The following is a 19288-nucleotide window of genomic DNA, read 5'->3' on the forward strand; positions in this document are numbered from 1 at the left end:
CATGGCACACGTACCGCAAATCAAGATCCCCGCCACCTATATGCGTGGCGGCACGAGCAAGGGCGTATTTTTCAGCCTCCAGGACCTGCCCGCCTCGGCGCAGGTACCGGGCGCTGCCCGCGATGCCTTGTTGTTGCGGGTGATCGGCAGCCCCGATCCCTACGACAAACAAATCGACGGCATGGGCGGCGCCACATCTAGCACCAGTAAAAGCGTGATCCTGGCCAAAAGCACCCGCGCCGAGCACGACGTGGACTACCTGTTTGGCCAAGTCTCCATCGACAAACCCTTTGTCGACTGGAGCGGCAACTGCGGCAACCTGTCGGCGGCGGTGGGTTCGTTCGCCATCACCGCCGGGTTGGTCGACCCGGCTCGCATTCCGCACAACGGCGTGGCCGTGGTGCGTGTGTGGCAGGCCAATATCGGCAAGACCATCATCGCCCACGTGCCGATTACCGACGGCGCTGTGCAGGAAACCGGCGACTTCGAACTGGACGGCGTGACCTTTCCGGCCGCCGAAGTGCAGCTGGAATTCATGGACCCGGCGGCAGAAGAAGAGGGCGGCGGCGGCTCGATGTTTCCCACCGGCAACCTGGTCGATGACCTGGAAGTGCCCGGTGTCGGCACCTTCAAGGCCACGCTGATCAACGCCGGCATCCCGACGATTTTCATCAACGCCGAAGACCTCGGCTACACCGGCACCGAGCTGCAAGGCGCGATCAACGGCGACCCCAAGGCTTTGGCCATGTTCGAGACCGTGCGGGCCTATGGCGCGTTGCGCATGGGCCTGATCAAACACCTGGACGAAGCCGCCCAGCGCCAGCACACGCCGAAGGTCGCATTTGTGGCCAAGCCTGCGGATTACGTGGCGTCCAGCGGCAAGGCGATCAAGGCTGGCGATGTGGATTTGCTGGTGCGCGCCCTGTCCATGGGCAAGCTGCACCACGCCATGATGGGCACGGCTGCCGTGGCGATTGGCACGGCGGCGGCGATTTCCGGGACGCTGGTCAACCTTGCCGCAGGCGGCATTGAACGTAATGCGGTGCGCTTCGGGCATCCGTCCGGCACGTTGCGCGTGGGGGCTGAAGCCACCCAGGTGAACGGTGAGTGGGTGGTGAAGAAAGCCATCATGAGCCGCAGTGCACGGGTGTTGATGGAAGGTTTCGTCCGCGTACCCGGCGACTCTTTCTAAAGTCCAACACCAATCCCTTGTGGGAGGGGCGGTGCGACGATTCGACTTGCCCTTGATAGCGGTGCGTCAGTCGACCCATTCATCACTGACCCATCGCCATCGGGGGCAAGTCGAATCGTCGCACCGCCCCCCCCACAGTCATAAGCAGGCATTCAGACCTGCGAAACGATCAACCCTGACCCTGAGGATGCAACAACCCTAACTCACTTTGGAGATCTGCCATGAGCACCAACGTCGACCAGAACAACCGCCCCGACTACGACCAGGTTCTGCAGGACATCGCCGACTACGTCCTCACCTACCGGATCGACTCCCCAGCGGCCCTCGACACTGCCCGCAACTGCCTGATGGACACCCTCGGTTGCGGTCTCCTGGCGCTGCGTTTTCCCGAGTGCACCAAGCACCTGGGGCCGATCGTCGAGGGCACGGTGGTGCCGTTCGGTGCGCGAGTGCCGGGCACGTCGTTGCGCCTGGATCCGGTCAAGGCCGCCTGGGACATTGGCTGCATCGTGCGTTGGCTCGACTACAACGACACCTGGCTCGCCGCTGAATGGGGCCACCCTTCGGATAACCTCGGTGGCATTCTGGCCGTGGCCGATCACCTGTCGCAAAAACGTGTGGCCAATGGAGATGCGCCGCTGACCGTGCGTGCGGTGTTGGAAGCGATGATCATGGCCCACGAAATTCAGGGCGTTATCGCGCTGGAAAACTCGTTCAACCGTGTCGGCCTCGACCATGTGCTGCTGGTCAAAGTCGCCTCGACGGCGGTCACTGCCAAGCTGATGGGCGCCACCCGTGAGCAACTGCTGGCGGCCTTGTCCCACGCGTTTGTGGATGGGCAAGCGCTGCGCACTTACCGCCATGCGCCGAATGCCGGCTCGCGAAAATCCTGGGCGGCGGGTGATGCATCAAGCCGTGGCGTGCGCCTGGCGGATATCGCGCTGCGTGGCGAGATGGGCATTCCTGGTGTCTTGAGCGCGCCGCAGTGGGGCTTTTACGACGTGTTGTTCAGCCACACCAACAAGGACCTGGCGCTCAAGCCCGAGGACAAGCGCGCGTTCAGCCTTTCCCAGGCATACGGCACCTATGTGATGGAAAACGTGCTGTTCAAGATCAGCTTCCCCGCCGAGTTCCATGCGCAAACAGCCTGCGAAGCGGCGGTGACTTTGCATCCTCAGGTCAAACATCGACTGCATGAGATCGAGCGCATCGTGATCACTACCCATGAGTCGGCGATCCGCATCATTTCCAAGGTGGGCCAGTTGGCCAACGCCGCTGATCGCGACCACTGTTTGCAATACATGACCGCCGTGCCTCTGGCGTTCGGCAATCTGGTGGCCGAGCAGTACGAAGATGAATTCCATGCAGCCCACCCGATCATTGATGAGCTGCGCGACAAGATGGTCATTGTCGAAGACCCACGCTACAGCCGCGAATACCTGGAGGCCGACAAACGTTCCATCGCCAATGCAGTGCAGGTGTTCTTCAAGGATGGCTCCAGCACCCAGCAGGTGGCGGTGGAATATCCCATCGGCCATCGTCGCCGGCGCGTGAATGGCATCCCGTTGCTGGAAGACAAGTTCAAGGCCAACCTGGCGACGCGGTTTACCGCGCAACGCAGCGCTGAGATCTTTGCGTTGTGCAAGGACCAGGCGAAGCTTGAGGCCACAGCTGTAAACCGCTTCATGGACCTGTTCGTGATCTAGCAGGCGACGCAAAACTAAAAATGTGGGAGGGCGGCGCGACGATTCGACTTGCCCCCTCCCACATTTGAATTGCGTTCATTCGAACCGCAGGATCACCCGGCGATTGTGCTTACTCTTCTTCTCGATCTTTTCGCAGAACACCCGGCCGATTTCCTCAGTGTTGATCACGTGGGTGCCGCCGCACGGCTGGATGTCGATCCCGGCAATTTCAATCACCCGTACCGAACCTTGGATCACCGGGGGGGCGACCGCTTGGGTGCGGGTGATCTGCAACAGGGTGGAGTATTCCGTGGCAGCCATCGACAGGGTTTTCACCGGGTGAGCCTGTTCGATCAGCGCGTTGAGGTCGCGGGTGATGCTGTCTTTGTCGAGGGTCATTTCCGGCAGGTCGAAATCCAGGCGACCTTTGTCGGCACTGATGCTGCAGCCCGTTACCGGTGCATCGATGAGCGAGCACAACAAATGCAGGCAGGTGTGCATTTTCATGTGCTGGTAGCGCCGTGCCCAATCCAGCCCGGCATCCACCTGTACTCCGGCAACCAGTTGCTCGGGGCAGTGTTCAACCTGGTGCCAGATGATCGAGCGCAGTACTTGGTCGCGTACGGTGCCGATCACTTCGACCCGCGTACCATCGGGTAAGGTCAAGTGGCCGGTATCGCCCGGCTGTCCGCCGCCGGTGGGGTAGAACAGTGTGTGCTCCAGGGCAATGCCGTGTTCGCTTACGGCAATCACCCGGGCGCTGAATGCGTTCTGGTAGGGCGCGCTGTCATACAGCGCCAGGGTTTCCATGGAGTGCACGGACATGTTCAACCTCCGACGATCAGTGGGCTGGCTTGCAACAGGTGGCGCACCATTGCACTCAAGCCAGGGGGGGAAAGCAGGGTTATTTCAAATTCCGGGCCGCAGATTTTCAGGTTCAGCGGCAGGCGCGGCAGTTGATTGCCGGCTTCGACCCGGTGCAGACGAAATTGGAGGTGATGACGCTCCTTCACTGTCGGCTCCAGCATCAGCCCAGGCAAAGGGTGGAAGTCGGCATCCAGCACCGTCACCTTGTGGCTGGCGTTGACCTCGCCGACCACGTGCAAGCGCTCCTCCAGGGCGAAGGCGCCAAGGTAGCTGCTGTGGTCCGATTCATCGTTTTTCTGCAGTTGGATCTGGTTGACCACCTTGACCTTGGTCCCGGCGGGCACGTCCTGGGTGATCACGCAGGACGGGCTGATAAACACGTTATCGCCAATTAACACATACCCCAGCACCCGGGCACCGGAGCCGACTTCGACGTTGTTGCCCAGGCGTGGATGGCGCTTGCCGTCAGGGTTGTTGGCAATGCCCCGAGCGCCGAGGGTCACGCCGCAGAGGATGTAGCAGTCGTTGCCGATCTCGCAGGTTTCACCGATGACCGTGCCGTAGCCGTGGTCCAGCACAAAGCGCCGGCCGATGCGCGCCGCCGGGTGTATCTCGGCGCCGGACAGCACTTTGCCCTGGTTGCTGAGCTTGAGGGCGATGCGCGAGAACACGCCGTTGGTCTGGTCGGGGAAATTCCACACCAGGTGCGCAAGCCGGTAATACAGCACCGCCTTGAACGAGGCATAGGATTCCAGAATCAGCTCGCCGCGACCGCGTGAAGCCGGGTCGCGGTAGGCATAGGCGATCAGGTCTTCGGCCACCGATTGGGCGGCGCTCTGGATCAGCGGCGCCAGGTGCGGTTCCAACTGTTTCATTTGCGCAGGCGTCAGGGTCTTGATGAGTTGGGTGAGCAACTCATCATGCAGGTGTTGCATGTCGATAAAGCCGCCCATGGAGGAACCCCCGCATTCTGGCTGGTTGGAAAACCGGTTATTCGAAGCTGGGCAGGTAGCTGTCGGCATTGTCGTAGACCATGGTCAACACCACCGTTTCGGGCGGCAGTTCGGGGGCAAGCCTGGCGACGGCCACCATGTTGGCGGCGGAGGAGAGGCCCAGGCTGATGGCGTCGGTGCGCATGATGCGTTTCATCATGTCGATGCAGTCTTGGCGCGAAACCTTGAGCATGCCGTCAATCACATCGAGGTTGAGGATGCTCGGGATCAGCCCAATCGACAGGCCCTGGATATGGTGCGGCGCGTGTTGGTTTTTCAGCAGGTCACATTCTTCCGGTTCCACGCCCATTACGCGTAGTGCCGGCCAGGCGGCTTTGAGGGTTTCGCCGATACCGGTGATATGGCCACCGGTGCCGATGCCGCTGACGAAGTAGTCCACGCGGCGATCACCAAAGGCGCGGAGGATTTCCGGCGCGGTGGTGTCGCGGTGAGTCTGCGGGTTGGCGCCGTTACGTTGCTGGTTGAGCATCACGTAGTTGGGGTTTTCCAGCTGCAACTCCATGCATTTTTCACCGTGGGAATTGTTGCCCAGGCGGCTGTCCGACAGCACCACCTTGGCGCCGTACAGGCGCAGCAGCTTCTGTTTTTCAGGGCTGTAGTTGTCGGGAATCACCAGCACCACCTTGTAGCCCAGCACGTTACCGGCCATCACCAGGCCGATGCCGGTGTTGCCGCCACTGGGCTCGATGATGGTTTGCCCGGAATCGCGCATCAGCACGCCCCGGCGCTCGGCGTCGAGGATCATGCCGAGGGCGATGCGCGCCTTGTGGCTGCCGCCGGGGTTGAGGGATTCGAGCTTGGCGTAGACCTCGATGCCGAGGTCTTCGGAAAACTGCGCCAGACGCACGATGGGCGTGTGGCCGATGGCATCGAGGATCGAGTTATGCAACATCAGTCAGTCCTCAACTCAGTACAAGGGCATGTCGGGTTCGACGTCGCGAACCCAGTGCTTCATGCCGCCTTGCAGGACTTTGGTGTTGGCAAAACCTGCCGCGAGCAGCGTACTGGCCGCTTGCTCGGCGCGGGTGCCGGCGTAGCAGATCAGGTAATGAGTGTTGTCGCGGCTGAGGCGGTCGAGTTGACCGTCCAGCTCGGCGAGGGGGATGTGCACCACCCCCGGTAACTTGCACACCTCCAGTTCGCTGGCGTCGCGCACGTCCAGCAGCACGTCGGCGCTGCGCGGGTGTTCGAGCAATTGCTTGAGAACGCGCGGCTTGATGTAGCGCTCTTCGGCGAGTGACGGTGCGCTGGGCATGGTGTCGGCGCACACGGCTGGCGCGACCGTTTCACTGTGGCGCAGTTCGGAGCAGCACGGGCAGTCGGCGCGGCGTTTGAAGCGGATTTCACTGAATTTCATCGCCAGCGCATCGAAGCGCATCAAGCGCCCGGACAGCGGCTCGCCAATGCCGATCAACAGCTTGATGGCCTCGGTGGCCTGGATCATCCCCACCACGCCGGGCAGTACGCCTATCACGCCACCGGCGCTGCAATTGGGTGCCAGCTCTGCGGGCGGTGCGCTGGGGAACAGGCAGCGGTAGCACGGCCCGCCCTTGTAGTTGAGGACGCTGATCTGCCCGTCGAAACGGTAAATGGCGCCATACACCAAGGGTTTTCCAAGCTGTACGCAGGCGTCATTGACCAGGTAGCGGGTGTCGAAATTGTCGGTGCCGTCGATCACCAGGTCATAGGCACCCACCAACTCCAGGGCATTGTCGGCATTCAGGGCGGTGTCGTGGGCGTTGATCTGGATATGACTGTTGAGGTCTTGCAGGCGTTGCTTGGCGGATTCGACCTTGGGCATGCCGAGGGTGCTGTTGCCGTGGACGATTTGGCGTTGCAGGTTGCTGCTTTCCACCACATCGAAATCCACCAGGCCCAGAGTGCCGACACCGGCCGCCGCCAGGTACAGGCTGATGGGTGAGCCCAGGCCACCGGTGCCGATGATCAATACCTTGGCTTTTTTCAGGTTCAACTGGCCTTCGCGGCCGACGCCCGGCAGGGTGATGTGGCGCACGTAACGCTGTACTTCCTCGTTGCTCAGAGTGTCGAGGTCTATGCCGCCGGACGTGGCGAGCAACACTTCGATTTTGGCTTGTTCCGGCAAGGGTTCGTCGGCACCGATCAGCTCTTCTTCGGCGGTAAACAGGAAGTGTTCCTTGAGCTGGTTGTTCTTCTCGTGAAACAGGTGCGCACGCAACTGCGGGTGGCTGGTGCAGAGGTTTTCAATGACTTCGCGCAATGTCGATCCGGTGCTCTCAAGGGTCGATTCCGGCAGCTTGGCCACGCGAACCAGGATATCGGGGAAAGAGACAGCGTTCATGGACACCTCCGTGTGCAGGTCGTTGAAGGGTTGAAGGGCGAAATGTTTGCCATCCCAGGCAAATAACTTGGAACCGAGGGCCTGGCCCTGGCGAACATCCACCACCAGATAGCTCACGGGGTAGATCGGCTCGCCCAGGAACAGCGCCTTGTCCTGGTCCTCGTCGCTGAAATACGCGCCGACGTCCGGGTGGGAGTGGTAGATCACCACCACGGGGTTGTCGCCGCGAAATGCCTTGTTCAGCAGCAGGGTGTCGGCCACCGAGAAGGTGTAGCCGCTGGCCGCGCTGCGCGGGTACATCTCGGGGTTCTTGTGGTGCAATTCATTTTGGATATTGCTGCCCAGGTACACGCTGCCGTCGGCAAAGACGTAGCCACAGCATTCCTCGGGATAGCTGCGGCTGGCGTGGGCGTAGATGTGTTCCAGGGCGGTGGGGCGGAGGACTTCCATGTTTCTCTCGCGTTGGTTGTGGGTCAATTTTTCTTGGCCATGAGTTTTTCAATCGGCAACTTGGTGATCGCAAAGCCAGCCAGCAGGATGGCCGAATACAGCATCAGGTCGCGTGAAATCGCCACGCCTTCGTACCAGGCGCCGATGATCACCGCGAACACCGGGAAGATGATGAACACGAACGACAGGATGATCGGGCTCAAGCGCTTGAGCAGCATGAAGTACACGATGAACCCGCCCACCGAGGCCACCAGTCCGAGGTAGAACAGGGCACTCCAGGAGCGCAGGGTGATGTCTTCAAAGGTGGGTGTTTCAAACCACAGCCCGGCGACGAACAGCATCAGCCCGGCGATGCCGATGGGCAGGGTGTTGTAGGTGATCACGCTGATGGCGCTGCCTTTCTGCTTGGTAATCACGTAGCACAAGGCATGCATGATCGCGGCGGTCAGAATCGCCAGTACGCCGAAGAACTCGGCGTGGTCCAGGTGCAATCCCTGGCTCCTGATGATCATGTAGAGGCTGCCGAAGCCGATGCCGATGCCGACCACTTGGGAAAAGTAGATGCGCTCGCGCAGAAATAGCGCGGAGAAAATCAGGATGAATACCGGCATGCAACTGAAGAGCAGGGCGGTCAGGCCGGACGAGACATGCATCTCGCCATAGTTGAGCAGGTAGTAGGGAACGCTGAAGTAGGAAAGGGTCACGAACACGAAGAACCAGCGGCTTTCGCGGGGAAACAGGATCGGCTCGCGCCGCACCATGGCAAAACACAGGAACAGCGGGAACGCGATCAGGAAACGCAGGCCGGCAGAGGTCAGTGGCGGGACGCTTTCCACGGCAATTTTGATGCCCAGCCAGGTCGTGCCCCAACTCAGGCACACGATCAGGAACATCACACTGGTGATCAGCCCGGCCAACCACTGTTTTTGGGTGTTGGTTTTGGCGGTGTTTTCTATAACGGCGGACATTGGCATCGTTTATTACTTCCCTGAGCCGGAATTGAACTCTATATTGAACTTGTAATGAGTTATTAAATTCGGCGATTGAACCCGTAAAAGCACACTATTAGGGCGAAAGATGGCTGTCAAAACAAATATTGACATGGTGTCAATTATGCGTGAGGGCTTGTCCAACGGTCAGGGCGTGAAGTACAAGCGCCTGTCCGATGTCATGGAACGGGGCATCCTCGAAGGCTTGATTGAGCCGGGACGAAAACTGCCGCCCCATCGGGTGCTTTCCGACAATCTGGGTGTGACCATCGGCACCATCAGCCGGGCCTACGGTGAGTTGGAGCGCCTTGGCTTGGTGGTTGCGCGAGTCGGTGACGGAACATTCGTGCGCAAGCGTGGGATGGAGCGCCAGCGCGATGAAGGCTTTCGCAACGTCAGCGAGGAGCCGCGCCAGTACTTCGATATGAGCCGCAACATGCATATCCCCGGGCAGGAGACGGCGTTCCTGGCCCAGAGCTTCCAAACCTTATCGACCAACGCCAAGTTCCTTCAGGACATCAGCGCCTATACCCCGGACGCTGGCCTGCCGCGCTACCGCGAAGCGGGTGCGCAATGGCTGGTGCAGAGGGATTTTCATCCGATTCCCGAGCAGGTCATCTGCGTCAATGGCGGCCAGCACGGCCTGCTCTGCGCGATGATGGCGCTGCTGCGGGCCGGCGATACGGTGGTGACCGAGCAACTGACGTATCCAGGCTTGATCACCGCGGCGCGTATGCTTGGCATCCGCCTGATCGGCCTGGATATGGATGACGAGGGCGTGTTGCCGAATGCGCTGGACGAAGTCTGTCGAAATCACCGGATTTCGGCGCTGTACTGCACGCCGACGATCCAGAACCCCACCACCGCCGTGTTATCGGTGGCGCGCCGCGAAGCGCTGGTCAAGGTGTGCCGCGAGCACAATCTGCTGATCCTTGAAGACGAAGCTCATGGAGTATTAGTCGAAGACCGGCCGCCGCCCCTCAGCCATTTCGCCCCCGAGCGCACGATTTTGATCAGCAGCCTGAGCAAAGCCGTTTCCGCCGGGCTGCGCGTGGGCTATGTGCATGCGCCGCCGGCGTTGGTCAGCCGTATTTCGGCGGCCTTACGTTCTACGTGCTGGATGGCTACGCCGGTGACCTTGGAACTAGCCACGCAATGGATCGAAAATGGCACGGCCGAATACCTGCTGCGCCAACAGATCAACGAGATCAGCCGGCGTAAAGCCTTGGTGAGTGACCTGCTGGAAGGCCTGGCTTACCGCACCCATCTCAATAGCCCGCACTTCTGGATTGAAGTGCCGGAGCCGTGGCGTGCGTCGGAAATCGAGGCGGAGCTCAAGCAGAACAATTACCTGATCGCCACCGCCGAAGCATTTGCCGTAGGGCAGACGGCGGTCCCGCAGTTTATTCGGGCGAGTATCTGCAATACCTCGGGAGATGATCAGTTGTTGCGAGCGGGGTTTGATGCGTTGGCGACGGCGTTGGGGCAGGGCGGGGGCAGGTTCCATCTGTAGAGTTGAATGTACGCCGACCCAAATGTGGAAGGGGGCTTGCCCCCGATGGCGGTGGATCAGTCAATTAATCTGTCAACTGACACGCCGCCATCGGTAACAAGCCCCCTCCCACAGGTTATTTGAACCTGCGCTCCACACCTTTCTCCACCAGAATCTTCGCGGAAATCTCTTCCACCGAAAAATGCGTGGAATTGATGTGCGCAATATTCTCGCGACGGAACAGATTTTCCACTTCGCGCACTTCAAACTCGCACTGGGCGTAGCTTGAATAGCGGCTGTTGGGCTTGCGCTCGTTGCGGATGGCGGTGAGTCGGTCCGGGTCGATGGTCAGGCCGAACAGCTTGTGGGAGTGAGCGCGCAGGGCGGCCGGAAGTGTCAGGTGCTCCATGTCGTCTTCGGTCAGCGGGTAGTTGGCCGCGCGGATGCCGAATTGCATGGCCATGTACAGACAGGTGGGCGTTTTGCCGCAGCGCGACACGCCCACCAGGATCAGGTCGGCTTTGTCGTAGTAATGCGTGCGGGCGCCATCGTCGTTGTCGAGGGCGAAGTTCACCGCCTCGATACGCTCCATATAGTTGGAGTTATGCCCAATGGAATGGGACTTTCCTACGGAGTAGGAGGAGTGTTCGCTCAGCTCCTGCTCCAACGGCGCCAGGAAGGTCGAGAAGATGTCGATCATGAAACCATTCGACGTTGCGAGAATCTCACGGATGTCTTGATTGACGATGGTGTCGAAAATGATCGGCCGAAAGCCGTCTTTTTCAGCCGCAAGATTGATTTGTTGTACCATGGCCCGCGCTTTATCCACGCTGTCGATATAGGGCCGCGTGAATTTGGCGAAGGTATTGTTTTCGAACTGCGCGAGCAGGCTCTGACCCAATGTTTCGGCTGTAATGCCGGTGCCGTCGGAGATAAAGAAAGCAGATCGTTTCATTTGAGCCCTGGGCCTTAAGCTGATGGCGAATCTTGGATATGATAGGCGCGATTTTGCCGTCCCGCAGTGGGCCGCATTCTCACTTATTTTCCAGGTCCAGGCCACAAGCGCGGGCGTTAGCTCCTACTGAGCCGCCGGCGTCCTGAGCTTTTCCAACACAGAAAGTGGAGAGATCACCTTGGTAGAGTACGTAGTTTCCCTCGATAAGCTCGGCGTCCATGATGTAGAGCACGTGGGGGGCAAGAACGCATCCCTCGGCGAGATGATCAGTAATCTTGCAGGCGCTGGTGTCTCGGTGCCCGGTGGTTTCGCCACCACGGCCCAGGCTTACCGCGATTTCCTCGAACTGAGCGGCCTGAACGCTCAGATCCACGCCGCGCTGGACGCCCTGGACGTCGATGACGTCAATGCCCTGGCCAAGACCGGCAGCCAGATCCGCCAATGGATCATGGACGCCGAGTTCCCCGAGAAGCTCAACGAAGAAATCCGCACCGCCTTCGCCACATTGTCGGCCGGCAACCCGGACATGGCTGTCGCCGTGCGCTCCTCGGCCACTGCCGAAGACTTGCCCGACGCCTCCTTCGCCGGTCAGCAAGAAACCTTCCTTAATATTCGTGGCGTGGAAAACGTGATCCGCGCCGCCAAGGAAGTGTTTGCCTCTCTCTTTAACGATCGCGCCATTTCCTACCGCGTACACCAAGGTTTCGACCACAAGCTGGTGGCTTTGTCTGCCGGTGTGCAGCGCATGGTGCGTTCGGAAACCGGCACCGCCGGCGTGATGTTCACCCTGGATACCGAGTCGGGCTTCCGTGACGTGGTGTTTATCACCGGCGCCTACGGCCTGGGCGAAACCGTCGTACAGGGCGCGGTCAACCCGGATGAATTCTACGTACACAAGCACACCCTTGAAGCTGGCCGTCCCGCCATCCTGCGCCGCAACCTGGGCAGCAAAGCCATCAAGATGATCTACGGCGACGAGGCCAAGGCCGGTCGTTCGGTGAAAACCGTTGATGTGGACAAGGCCGAGCGTGCACGCTTCTGCCTGTCCGACGCGGAAGTCAGCGAGTTGGCCAAGCAAGCGATGATCATCGAAAAGCACTACAAGTGCCCGATGGACATCGAATGGGCCAAAGACGGCGACGACGGCAAGCTGTACATCGTGCAGGCCCGTCCGGAAACCGTGAAGAGCCGCACTTCGGCCAACGTCATGGAGCGCTACCTGCTCAAGGAAACCGGCACCGTGCTGGTGGAAGGCCGTGCCATCGGCCAGCGCATCGGCGCCGGCAAGGTGCGGATCATCAAGGACGTGTCCGAGATGGACAAGGTCCAGCCAGGCGACGTACTGGTCTCCGACATGACCGACCCGGACTGGGAACCAGTGATGAAGCGTGCCAGCGCTATCGTCACCAACCGTGGCGGGCGTACCTGCCACGCGGCGATCATCGCTCGTGAGCTGGGCATTCCGGCAGTTGTAGGTTGCGGCAACGCCACCCAACTGTTGAAGGATGGTCAAGGCGTGACCGTGTCCTGTGCCGAAGGCGACACCGGTTTCATCTTCGAAGGCGAACTGGGCTTTGACATCAAGCAAAACTCCATCGACGCCATGCCGGACCTGCCGTTCAAGATCATGATGAACGTCGGCAACCCGGACCGTGCCTTCGATTTCGCGCAGTTGCCGAACGCCGGTGTGGGCTTGGCCCGCCTGGAGTTCATCATCAACCGCATGATCGGCGTGCACCCCAAGGCGCTGTTGAACTACGACGGCCTGCCGCTGGATATCAAGGAAAGCGTCGACAAGCGCATCGCCGGTTACAACGACCCGGTGGGCTTCTACGTCGAGAAGCTGGTGGAAGGCATCAGCACCTTGGCGGCGGCGTTCTACCCGAAAAAGGTCATCGTGCGCCTGTCGGACTTCAAGTCCAACGAATACGCGAACCTGATCGGCGGCAAGCTTTACGAGCCGGAAGAAGAAAACCCAATGCTGGGTTTCCGTGGCGCCTCGCGTTACATCAGCGAAGCGTTCCGTGATTGCTTCGAGCTGGAATGCCGCGCGCTGAAACGTGTACGTAATGAGATGGGGCTGACCAACGTCGAGATCATGGTGCCGTTCGTCCGAACCCTGGGCGAAGCGAGCCAAGTGGTGGACCTGCTGGCTGAAAACGGTTTGTCCCGTGGTGAAAACGGTCTGCGCGTCATCATGATGTGCGAACTGCCGTCCAACGCCATCCTGGCCGAAGAGTTCCTGGAGTTCTTCGACGGTTTCTCCATCGGTTCCAACGACCTGACCCAACTGACCCTGGGCCTGGACCGCGATTCCGGGATCATCGCTCACCTGTTCGACGAGCGTAACCCTGCGGTTAAGAAGCTGCTGTCCAATGCTATCCAGGCCTGTAACAAGGCCGGCAAGTACATCGGCATCTGCGGCCAAGGCCCTTCCGACCATCCTGACCTGGCCCGTTGGCTGATGGAACAGGGCATCGAAAGTGTCTCGCTGAACCCCGACTCCGTGCTGGAAACCTGGTTCTTCCTGGCGGAAGGCCAAGCGTCCGCCTAAAGTCGCTACGTCAAAAGTGCCGGTCACTCGTTGTGGGTGACCGGCATTCTTATCTGTGCAGGGCGGATCTCCTTCCGGACGCCGCCCTTTTTTGTGCAAGAGCATTATGCAAAGCAGCAGCAATCTGTTTCCCGTCGCCCTGATCAGCGCTGAACGTCGTGGCGACCTGAGTGAAGATGTATATCGCCTCAAACCCGGTAATAGCCCCGACGGCACCGTTGAGCTGGCAGTTACCCGTTTGGGCCTTGCCGATGTCCCGGAAAACCGGGGCATCCCGGTGATTTTGTTGCACGGCAGTTTTTCCAATCGGCGTTTCTGGTATTCGCCTAAAGGCATCGGCTTGGGTGCTTTCCTGGCGCGCCAGGGCTTCGATGTGTGGATACCGGAAATGCGCGGCCATGGTTTGTCCAAGCGCAATCATGACTACGCCAAAAATCGGGTCGCCGACTACGCGCGCTATGATTTGCCGGCTATCGGCGCGTTTGTGAGAGAGCAAAGTGCGCAGATCCCCCACTGGATCGGGCACTCCCTGGGCGGCACAGCCTTGGCGGCGGCGCTGGGTGGTGAGCACCTTGGCGCGCCGGCAGTGGCTTCCGTGGCCTTGTTTGGTTGCCAGGTCAGTCGCACCCACTGGCCATTGAAGCTTCCTCCGGTGGAGTGGACCGGTCGATTGCTTCTGAAACGCTTCGGGGAATTGTCCGGCTCGCGCCTCAAGCGCGGTCCGGAGGATGAGCCCGCAGGCGTGCTGATCGAAGCCATGCGTTGGAATGGCCTGTTTGGACGCTTTGGCGAGGGTAAGCAGGACTGGTGGAAAGGCCTGGCAACCGTCGATGTGCCGCTGTTGGCCGTCAGTGCTGCCGGTGATCAACAGGACCCTGATTGGGCATGTCGCAAGTTGTTCGAGCAAATCGGTTCTGAGCATCGGCAATACCTTTGCCTGGGCCGCCAGCAAGGTTTTACCGAGGATTTCGGGCATGTGGAAATGCTGGTGAGCAAGGCCGCACAGGCCGAAGTGTGGCCGCTGGTGGCGCAATGGTTAAAAGATCCGCTCACACCTTTGCTTGGCGCCCCGGTCGATACAGTGGCGACGGTTTGACGCAGCGCTCTGCCAAGGGCGTTTCGCTTGTGCGAGGTTGCGGCTAAGATATGACGCGCTGAACGCTTCTGGTCATATTCAGTCGCGCAGTGGCTCTTGCGTTGCGGCGAGGCGAAAGGGATGTTCCCCGTCCGCTTCGGCCGGTACTTCTTTGAAAGACACTTCTCTGGCAGAAAGGAATTTTTCGATGAACCATTACGTGACCCCCGACCTGTGCGACGCCTACCCGGATCTGGTGCAGGTGGTCGAGCCGATGTTCAGTAATTTTGGCGGCCGAGATTCCTTTGGCGGCGAGATTGTCACCATCAAGTGCTTCGAAGATAACTCGCTGGTGAAGGAGCAAGCCGACCAGCCGGGCGCCGGCAAGGTGCTCGTGGTCGACGGGGGCGGTTCCCTGCGGCGCGCGTTGTTGGGGGACATGATCGCCGAGAAAGCCGCAAAAAACGGCTGGGAAGGGTTGGTGATCTACGGTTGCATCCGTGATGTCGATGTCATCGCGCAGACCGATCTTGGCGTCCAGGCCCTGGCCAGCCACCCGATGAAGACCGACAAGCGCGGCATCGGTGACTTGAATGTGGTGGTCACATTTGCCGGCGTGACCTTTCGTCCGGGTGAGTACATCTATGCGGATAATAATGGCGTGATTGTGTCGCCAAGCCCGCTGAAAATGCCTGAATAAACCGCAATAACCGACGGGGTGAGGATGTTCGAGGAAGAAAACGCGCAATGGGGGCTGGTGCATGCCCTGGTGCTGGACGGTAAAGGCGGTGCGCGTTCGATTGCCCGGACTGAGCTCGACGACTTGCAACTGCAGCCCCAGGAAAGCCTGTGGCTGCATTGGGATCGCAGCCATCCGCAGACCCAGACCTGGCTGCGTAAATCCAGTGGCCTGAGCGAATTTGCCTGCGACCTGCTGCTGGAGGAGAACACCCGCCCGCGCTTGTTGCCGCTGCCAGAGGGCGAGCTCCTCTTGTTCCTGCGCGGGGTTAACCTCAATCCGGGTGCAGAGCCCGAAGACATGGTGTCGGTGCGTATCTTCGCCGCCGCCAGCCGCGTGATTTCCTTGCGCCTGCGCCCGCTGCGCGCTACCGATGAACTGCTTGTGCAACTGGCGGAGGGAAAAGGGCCAAGAACTGCGTCTGAACTCATCCTTTATATGGCGCAGTACCTGACCAATAAAGTGCAGGATCTGGTCACGGACCTCTCTGAAGTCGTGGATTCCGAGGAAGAAAAACTCGATACCGACGAACGGTATACTCCGGAGCACGGCAGCGTGTTGCAGATCCGTCGACGAGCGGCAGGGCTCAAGCGATTCCTCGCGCCGCAGCGGGACATTTTTGCTCAACTGACGCGGATCAAATTGCCATGGTTCTGCGATGACGATGCCGACTATTGGAACGAATTGAACAACAGCCTGACCCGCTATCTGGAAGAGCTCGAATTGACCCGCGAGCGCGTGGGGCTTGTGCTGGAGGCCGAAGACCGGCGCTTGAGCGTGCGCATGAACCGCACGATGTATCGCTTTGGGATCATCACTGGAATCTTCCTGCCCATGAGCTTCTTGACCGGCTTACTGGGTATAAATGTGGGAGGCATACCTTTCTCTCAGAGCCCCTATGGCTTCATCATTGCGTGCCTGTTGATGGTGTCGGTGGCCCTCGGACAATGGTGGCTATTTCGGCGGTTACGCTGGGTTTGAGCTGAATATCACCTGAATGTAGGAAGGGTCCTATGTGACCCCAGAAATTTTCCCCTCGTCTTTAAAACACTTGCGAGAGGTCTTTATGCACGATCCGTTCGAACAGTCTTTACGTGACATGCTCAATGCCTCGCCGTCCAACCGTGACGACGATGCCTGCCTGGGCCGCGTGTTGAAAACCGCTAACCGCCAGGTGGGCGCGGGTGACCTGTTCGGTCTGCTCGGCCGCTGGGTGCCGGCGTTGATGATGGCCTTGAACAACGGTTCGGCCCACGTTTCACCGGTTTCCCGTCGTAAACCTCTTGCTCGCACTGCTGATAAGGCTGATTGAATATGGAACTTGATCTCTGGACCCAGAGCCTGGTCACTGCAATGACCGCATTGTGGACCAAGGTGGCGAACTTCATTCCCAACCTGTTTGGTGCTCTGGTCCTGGTATTGCTGGGCTTTGTCGTAGCCAAGCTGCTCGATACCCTGCTGTCCAAATTGCTCGCTAAACTCGGGCTTGATCGCCTGATGGCAGGTACTGGCCTGACCAAGCTGCTGGGGCGTGCCGGGCTGCAAGTGCCGATCTCCACGTTGATCGGTAAGATCGTCTATTGGTTCGTTTTGCTGATTTTTCTGGTTTCTGCGGCTCAATCCCTTGGACTTGAGCGAGTTTCAGCTACGCTCGACATGCTGGCGCTGTATTTACCGAAAGTTTTCGGCGGCGCGCTGGTACTGCTGGTAGGTGTTCTGCTGGCGCAACTGGCCAATGGGTTGGTGCGCGGCGCTGCCGAAGGCGTGGGGCTGGATTATGCTGCTGGCCTGGGGCGAATTGCCCAGGGGTTGGTGATCATCATCAGTATTTCGGTCGCGATCAGCCAGTTGGAGGTCAAGACTGACCTGCTCAACCATGTAATTGTGATCGTTTTGATTACCGTTGGTCTGGCCGTTGCGCTGGCCATGGGCTTGGGAAGCCGGGAAATTGCGGGTCAGATTCTTGCGGGAATCTATGTGCGCGAGCTGTATCAAGTTGGGCAACAGGTGCGTGTAGGCGAGGTCGAAGGGCAAATCGAGGAGATCGGCACGGTCAAGACGACGGTGCTGACCGATGACGGTGACCTGGTGTCGTTGTCCAATCGGATTCTCCTGGAGCAGCAGGTCAGTAGCCGCTAATCCGGTAAACCCTGCTAATGTACGCCGCCGCAAGCTCGGCTGACCGGGCTGTAGCGGACATTGACCTGACTGTCGGCACGACTTGTTTTGAATAAAGCCCAAACGCTGTCCACGCGCTATGACCCCCGTGAGCTCTCTGATGAGGAGTTGGTCGCGCGCTCGCACACGGAGCTGTTTCACGTCACTCGCGCGTACGAAGAATTGATGCGCAGATATCAACGCACTCTGTTCAACGTTTGTTCAAGGTATTTAGGGAACGATAGAGATGCGGACGATGTCTGTCAGGAAGTGATGCTCAAGGTGTTGTACGGCCTGAAGAACTTTGAGGGTAAATCGAAGTTCAAGACCTGGCTCTACAGCATCACGTACAACGAGTGCATCACGCAGTATCGGAAGGAACGGCGAAAGCGTCGCTTGATGGACGCTTTGAGTCTGGACCCCCTTGAGGAGGCGACTGAAGAGAAGTCGCCGGCACCCGAGGAAAAGGGCGGACTCGATCGCTGGCTGGTGTATGTGAACCCGATTGACCGGGAAATTCTGGTGCTGCGATTTGTCGCAGAGCTGGAGTTCCAGGAAATCGCTGACATCATGCACATGGGTTTGAGTGCTACAAAAATGCGTTACAAACGTGCTCTAGATAAATTACGTGAGAAATTTGCGGGCGAGACTGAAACTTAGTGCGTGGCAAATATCTCTTACGTGTAGGCAAGTTCTGTTAGACTTGTCGCCGAGTTGTCCCCCGGTTTGTGGGACTGCTTTACAATCACCAGATGGGGATTTAACGGATGAAACTGAAAAACACCTTGGGCTTGGCCATTGGTTCTCTTATTGCCGCAACTTCTTTCGGCGTTCTGGCACAAGGCCAAGGCGCAGTTGAAGGCGAGCTGTTCTACAAGAAGCAGTACAACGATAGCGTCAAGCACATCGAAGACGGCTTCAATCCTGGCGCTCGCATCGGTTACTTCCTGACCGACGACCTGTCCTTGAACTTGTCCTACGACAAAACCAACCACACCCGTTCGAACGACGGTACTGGTAGCCAGAAGATCAAAGGCGATACCGGCAGCCTGGTTGCCCAGTATCACTTCGGTCAAGCTGGTGTTGACAGCCTGCGTCCATACGTTGAAGGCGGTTTCGGCCACCAGAGCCGTGGCAACGTACAAGCTGACGGCCACAGCGGTCGCGATCAGACCACTTTCGCTACCGTCGGTACTGGCGTGAAGTACTACTTCACCAACAACCTGTACGCTCGTGCCGGTGTTGAAGCTGACTACGGTCTGGACAACGGCAAGTGGGACTACTCCGCACTGGTCGGCCTGGGCGTAAACTTCGGCGGTAACGCTGGCGCAGCTGCTCCAGCTCCTACTCCAGCACCAGCTCCAGAGCCAACTCCAGAGCCAGAAGCTCCAGTTGCTCAGGTTGTTCGTGTTGAGCTGGACGTTAAGTTCGACTTCGACAAATCCGTTGTTAAGCCTAACAGCTACGGCGACGTGAAAAACCTGGCCGACTTCATGGCTCAGTACCCAGCTACCAACGTAGAAGTTGCTGGTCACACTGACTCCGTAGGTCCAGACGCTTACAACCAGAAGCTGTCCCAGCGTCGTGCTGACGCTGTTAAGCAAGTCCTGGTTAAAGACGGCGTTGCTCCTAGCCGTGTAACTGCTGTTGGTTACGGCGAATCCCGCCCAGTTGCTGACAACGCAACTGAAGCAGGTCGTGCTGTTAACCGTCGCGTAGAAGCGTCGGTTGAAGCTCAAGCTCAGTAATTACTGAGTAGAAAAAAGCCCGGCTCAGGCCGGGCTTTTTTTCGCCTGGAAT

At 59.2% G+C, this 19288-nt stretch carries 17 protein-coding genes; 11 read left to right on the top strand and 6 right to left on the bottom strand.

The features are described from left to right. Window position 1: 1 nt before the first annotated feature. Both prpF and prpD read left to right on the top strand, forming a co-directional pair. Complete coding sequence (prpF, locus tag AB4N82_RS17405) at window positions 2-1192, top strand: 2-methylaconitate cis-trans isomerase PrpF (protein ID WP_095185342.1); 1191 nt, start codon at window positions 2-4, stop codon at window positions 1190-1192. Between the two features lie 221 nt (window positions 1193-1413). Then, window positions 1414-2898 carry a 2-methylcitrate dehydratase gene (prpD, locus tag AB4N82_RS17410; protein ID WP_122764539.1) on the top strand — a complete coding sequence of 495 codons (1485 nt, stop codon included), beginning with the start codon at window positions 1414-1416 and terminating at the stop codon, window positions 2896-2898. A 75-nt stretch (window positions 2899-2973) separates the two neighbouring features. On the opposite strand, the gene AB4N82_RS17415 is transcribed toward prpD, so the two are convergent. From AB4N82_RS17415 to AB4N82_RS17435, 5 genes are read right to left on the bottom strand one after another with little or no spacing between them, the layout of a single operon-like run. After that, window positions 2974-3702 carry an alanyl-tRNA editing protein gene (locus AB4N82_RS17415; RefSeq protein ID WP_032887578.1) on the bottom strand — a complete coding sequence of 243 codons (729 nt, stop codon included), beginning with the start codon at window positions 3700-3702 and terminating at the stop codon, window positions 2974-2976. 2 nt (window positions 3703-3704) lie between these two features. Next, window positions 3705-4697 (bottom strand): serine O-acetyltransferase, encoded by a 993-nt coding sequence (locus AB4N82_RS17420; protein WP_032887580.1) that lies wholly within the window; start codon window positions 4695-4697, stop codon window positions 3705-3707. Window positions 4698-4734: 37 nt separating this feature from the next. After that, window positions 4735-5649 (bottom strand): PLP-dependent cysteine synthase family protein, encoded by a 915-nt coding sequence (locus tag AB4N82_RS17425; RefSeq protein WP_032887582.1) that lies wholly within the window; start codon window positions 5647-5649, stop codon window positions 4735-4737. Window positions 5650-5664: 15 nt separating this feature from the next. Next, window positions 5665-7527, bottom strand: coding sequence for a molybdopterin-synthase adenylyltransferase MoeB (gene moeB, locus AB4N82_RS17430; RefSeq protein ID WP_460102378.1), 1863 nt, complete (start codon window positions 7525-7527; stop codon window positions 5665-5667). Window positions 7528-7550: 23 nt separating this feature from the next. Continuing rightward, window positions 7551-8444 (bottom strand): DMT family transporter, encoded by an 894-nt coding sequence (locus tag AB4N82_RS17435; RefSeq protein ID WP_160385034.1) that lies wholly within the window; start codon window positions 8442-8444, stop codon window positions 7551-7553. A gap of 160 nt (window positions 8445-8604) precedes the next feature. Here AB4N82_RS17435 and AB4N82_RS17440 point away from each other — a divergent pair, with 160 nt between their 5' ends. Beyond that, complete coding sequence (locus tag AB4N82_RS17440; protein WP_122764541.1) at window positions 8605-10029, top strand: aminotransferase-like domain-containing protein; 1425 nt, start codon at window positions 8605-8607, stop codon at window positions 10027-10029. A 115-nt stretch (window positions 10030-10144) separates the two neighbouring features. Here the strand turns inward: AB4N82_RS17440 and ppsR are convergent, their stop codons facing one another. Next, on the bottom strand, window positions 10145-10963 hold the full coding sequence (gene ppsR / locus AB4N82_RS17445) for a posphoenolpyruvate synthetase regulatory kinase/phosphorylase PpsR (protein WP_027603681.1): 819 nt from the start codon (window positions 10961-10963) through the stop codon (window positions 10145-10147). 178 nt (window positions 10964-11141) lie between these two features. On the opposite strand from ppsR, the gene ppsA reads away from it, so the two are divergent. The 8 genes from ppsA to AB4N82_RS17485 all read left to right on the top strand — a co-directional run bounded on the left by ppsA (window position 11142) and on the right by AB4N82_RS17485 (window position 19236). Further along, the gene (gene ppsA, locus AB4N82_RS17450; RefSeq protein WP_032887588.1) at window positions 11142-13517 is read left to right on the top strand and encodes a phosphoenolpyruvate synthase; all 2376 of its coding nucleotides are present in this window, start codon (window positions 11142-11144) and stop codon (window positions 13515-13517) included. 106 nt (window positions 13518-13623) lie between these two features. Beyond that, the gene (locus AB4N82_RS17455) at window positions 13624-14613 is read left to right on the top strand and encodes an alpha/beta fold hydrolase (RefSeq protein WP_032887590.1); all 990 of its coding nucleotides are present in this window, start codon (window positions 13624-13626) and stop codon (window positions 14611-14613) included. A gap of 187 nt (window positions 14614-14800) precedes the next feature. Next, window positions 14801-15292: a ribonuclease E activity regulator RraA gene (gene rraA / locus AB4N82_RS17460; protein ID WP_032887592.1), complete on the top strand. Its 492-nt coding sequence runs from the start codon at window positions 14801-14803 to the stop codon at window positions 15290-15292. A gap of 24 nt (window positions 15293-15316) precedes the next feature. Beyond that, the gene (locus AB4N82_RS17465) at window positions 15317-16312 is read left to right on the top strand and encodes a zinc transporter ZntB (RefSeq protein WP_032887594.1); all 996 of its coding nucleotides are present in this window, start codon (window positions 15317-15319) and stop codon (window positions 16310-16312) included. Window positions 16313-16397: 85 nt separating this feature from the next. After that, window positions 16398-16643, top strand: coding sequence for a hypothetical protein (locus tag AB4N82_RS17470; protein ID WP_025854229.1), 246 nt, complete (start codon window positions 16398-16400; stop codon window positions 16641-16643). Window positions 16644-16645: 2 nt separating this feature from the next. Continuing rightward, window positions 16646-17470, top strand: coding sequence for a mechanosensitive ion channel family protein (locus AB4N82_RS17475; protein WP_003175519.1), 825 nt, complete (start codon window positions 16646-16648; stop codon window positions 17468-17470). Between the two features lie 87 nt (window positions 17471-17557). Beyond that, complete coding sequence (sigX, locus tag AB4N82_RS17480; RefSeq protein WP_032887596.1) at window positions 17558-18148, top strand: RNA polymerase sigma factor SigX; 591 nt, start codon at window positions 17558-17560, stop codon at window positions 18146-18148. A gap of 107 nt (window positions 18149-18255) precedes the next feature. Further along, window positions 18256-19236, top strand: coding sequence for an OmpA family protein (locus AB4N82_RS17485; protein WP_032887598.1), 981 nt, complete (start codon window positions 18256-18258; stop codon window positions 19234-19236). Window positions 19237-19288 lie beyond the last annotated feature (52 nt).

The organism is Pseudomonas sp. H1_D04 (genome assembly GCF_054683855.1).

What these genes read in the sequence shown, in the direction of transcription:
- prpF (WP_095185342.1), top strand. Translation starts at nt 2, where the DNA reads ATGGCACACGTACCGCAAATCAAGATCCCCGCCACCTATATGCGTGGC.
- prpD (WP_122764539.1), top strand. Translation starts at nt 1,414, where the DNA reads ATGAGCACCAACGTCGACCAGAACAACCGCCCCGACTACGACCAGGTT.
- AB4N82_RS17415 (WP_032887578.1), bottom strand. Translation starts at nt 3,702, where the DNA reads ATGTCCGTGCACTCCATGGAAACCCTGGCGCTGTATGACAGCGCGCCC.
- AB4N82_RS17420 (WP_032887580.1), bottom strand. Translation starts at nt 4,697, where the DNA reads ATGGGCGGCTTTATCGACATGCAACACCTGCATGATGAGTTGCTCACC.
- AB4N82_RS17425 (WP_032887582.1), bottom strand. Translation starts at nt 5,649, where the DNA reads ATGTTGCATAACTCGATCCTCGATGCCATCGGCCACACGCCCATCGTG.
- moeB (WP_460102378.1), bottom strand. Translation starts at nt 7,527, where the DNA reads ATGGAAGTCCTCCGCCCCACCGCCCTGGAACACATCTACGCCCACGCC.
- AB4N82_RS17440 (WP_122764541.1), top strand. Translation starts at nt 8,605, where the DNA reads ATGGCTGTCAAAACAAATATTGACATGGTGTCAATTATGCGTGAGGGC.
- ppsR (WP_027603681.1), bottom strand. Translation starts at nt 10,963, where the DNA reads ATGAAACGATCTGCTTTCTTTATCTCCGACGGCACCGGCATTACAGCC.
- AB4N82_RS17455 (WP_032887590.1), top strand. Translation starts at nt 13,624, where the DNA reads ATGCAAAGCAGCAGCAATCTGTTTCCCGTCGCCCTGATCAGCGCTGAA.
- rraA (WP_032887592.1), top strand. Translation starts at nt 14,801, where the DNA reads ATGAACCATTACGTGACCCCCGACCTGTGCGACGCCTACCCGGATCTG.
- AB4N82_RS17465 (WP_032887594.1), top strand. Translation starts at nt 15,317, where the DNA reads ATGTTCGAGGAAGAAAACGCGCAATGGGGGCTGGTGCATGCCCTGGTG.
- AB4N82_RS17470 (WP_025854229.1), top strand. Translation starts at nt 16,398, where the DNA reads ATGCACGATCCGTTCGAACAGTCTTTACGTGACATGCTCAATGCCTCG.
- AB4N82_RS17475 (WP_003175519.1), top strand. Translation starts at nt 16,646, where the DNA reads ATGGAACTTGATCTCTGGACCCAGAGCCTGGTCACTGCAATGACCGCA.
- AB4N82_RS17485 (WP_032887598.1), top strand. Translation starts at nt 18,256, where the DNA reads ATGAAACTGAAAAACACCTTGGGCTTGGCCATTGGTTCTCTTATTGCC.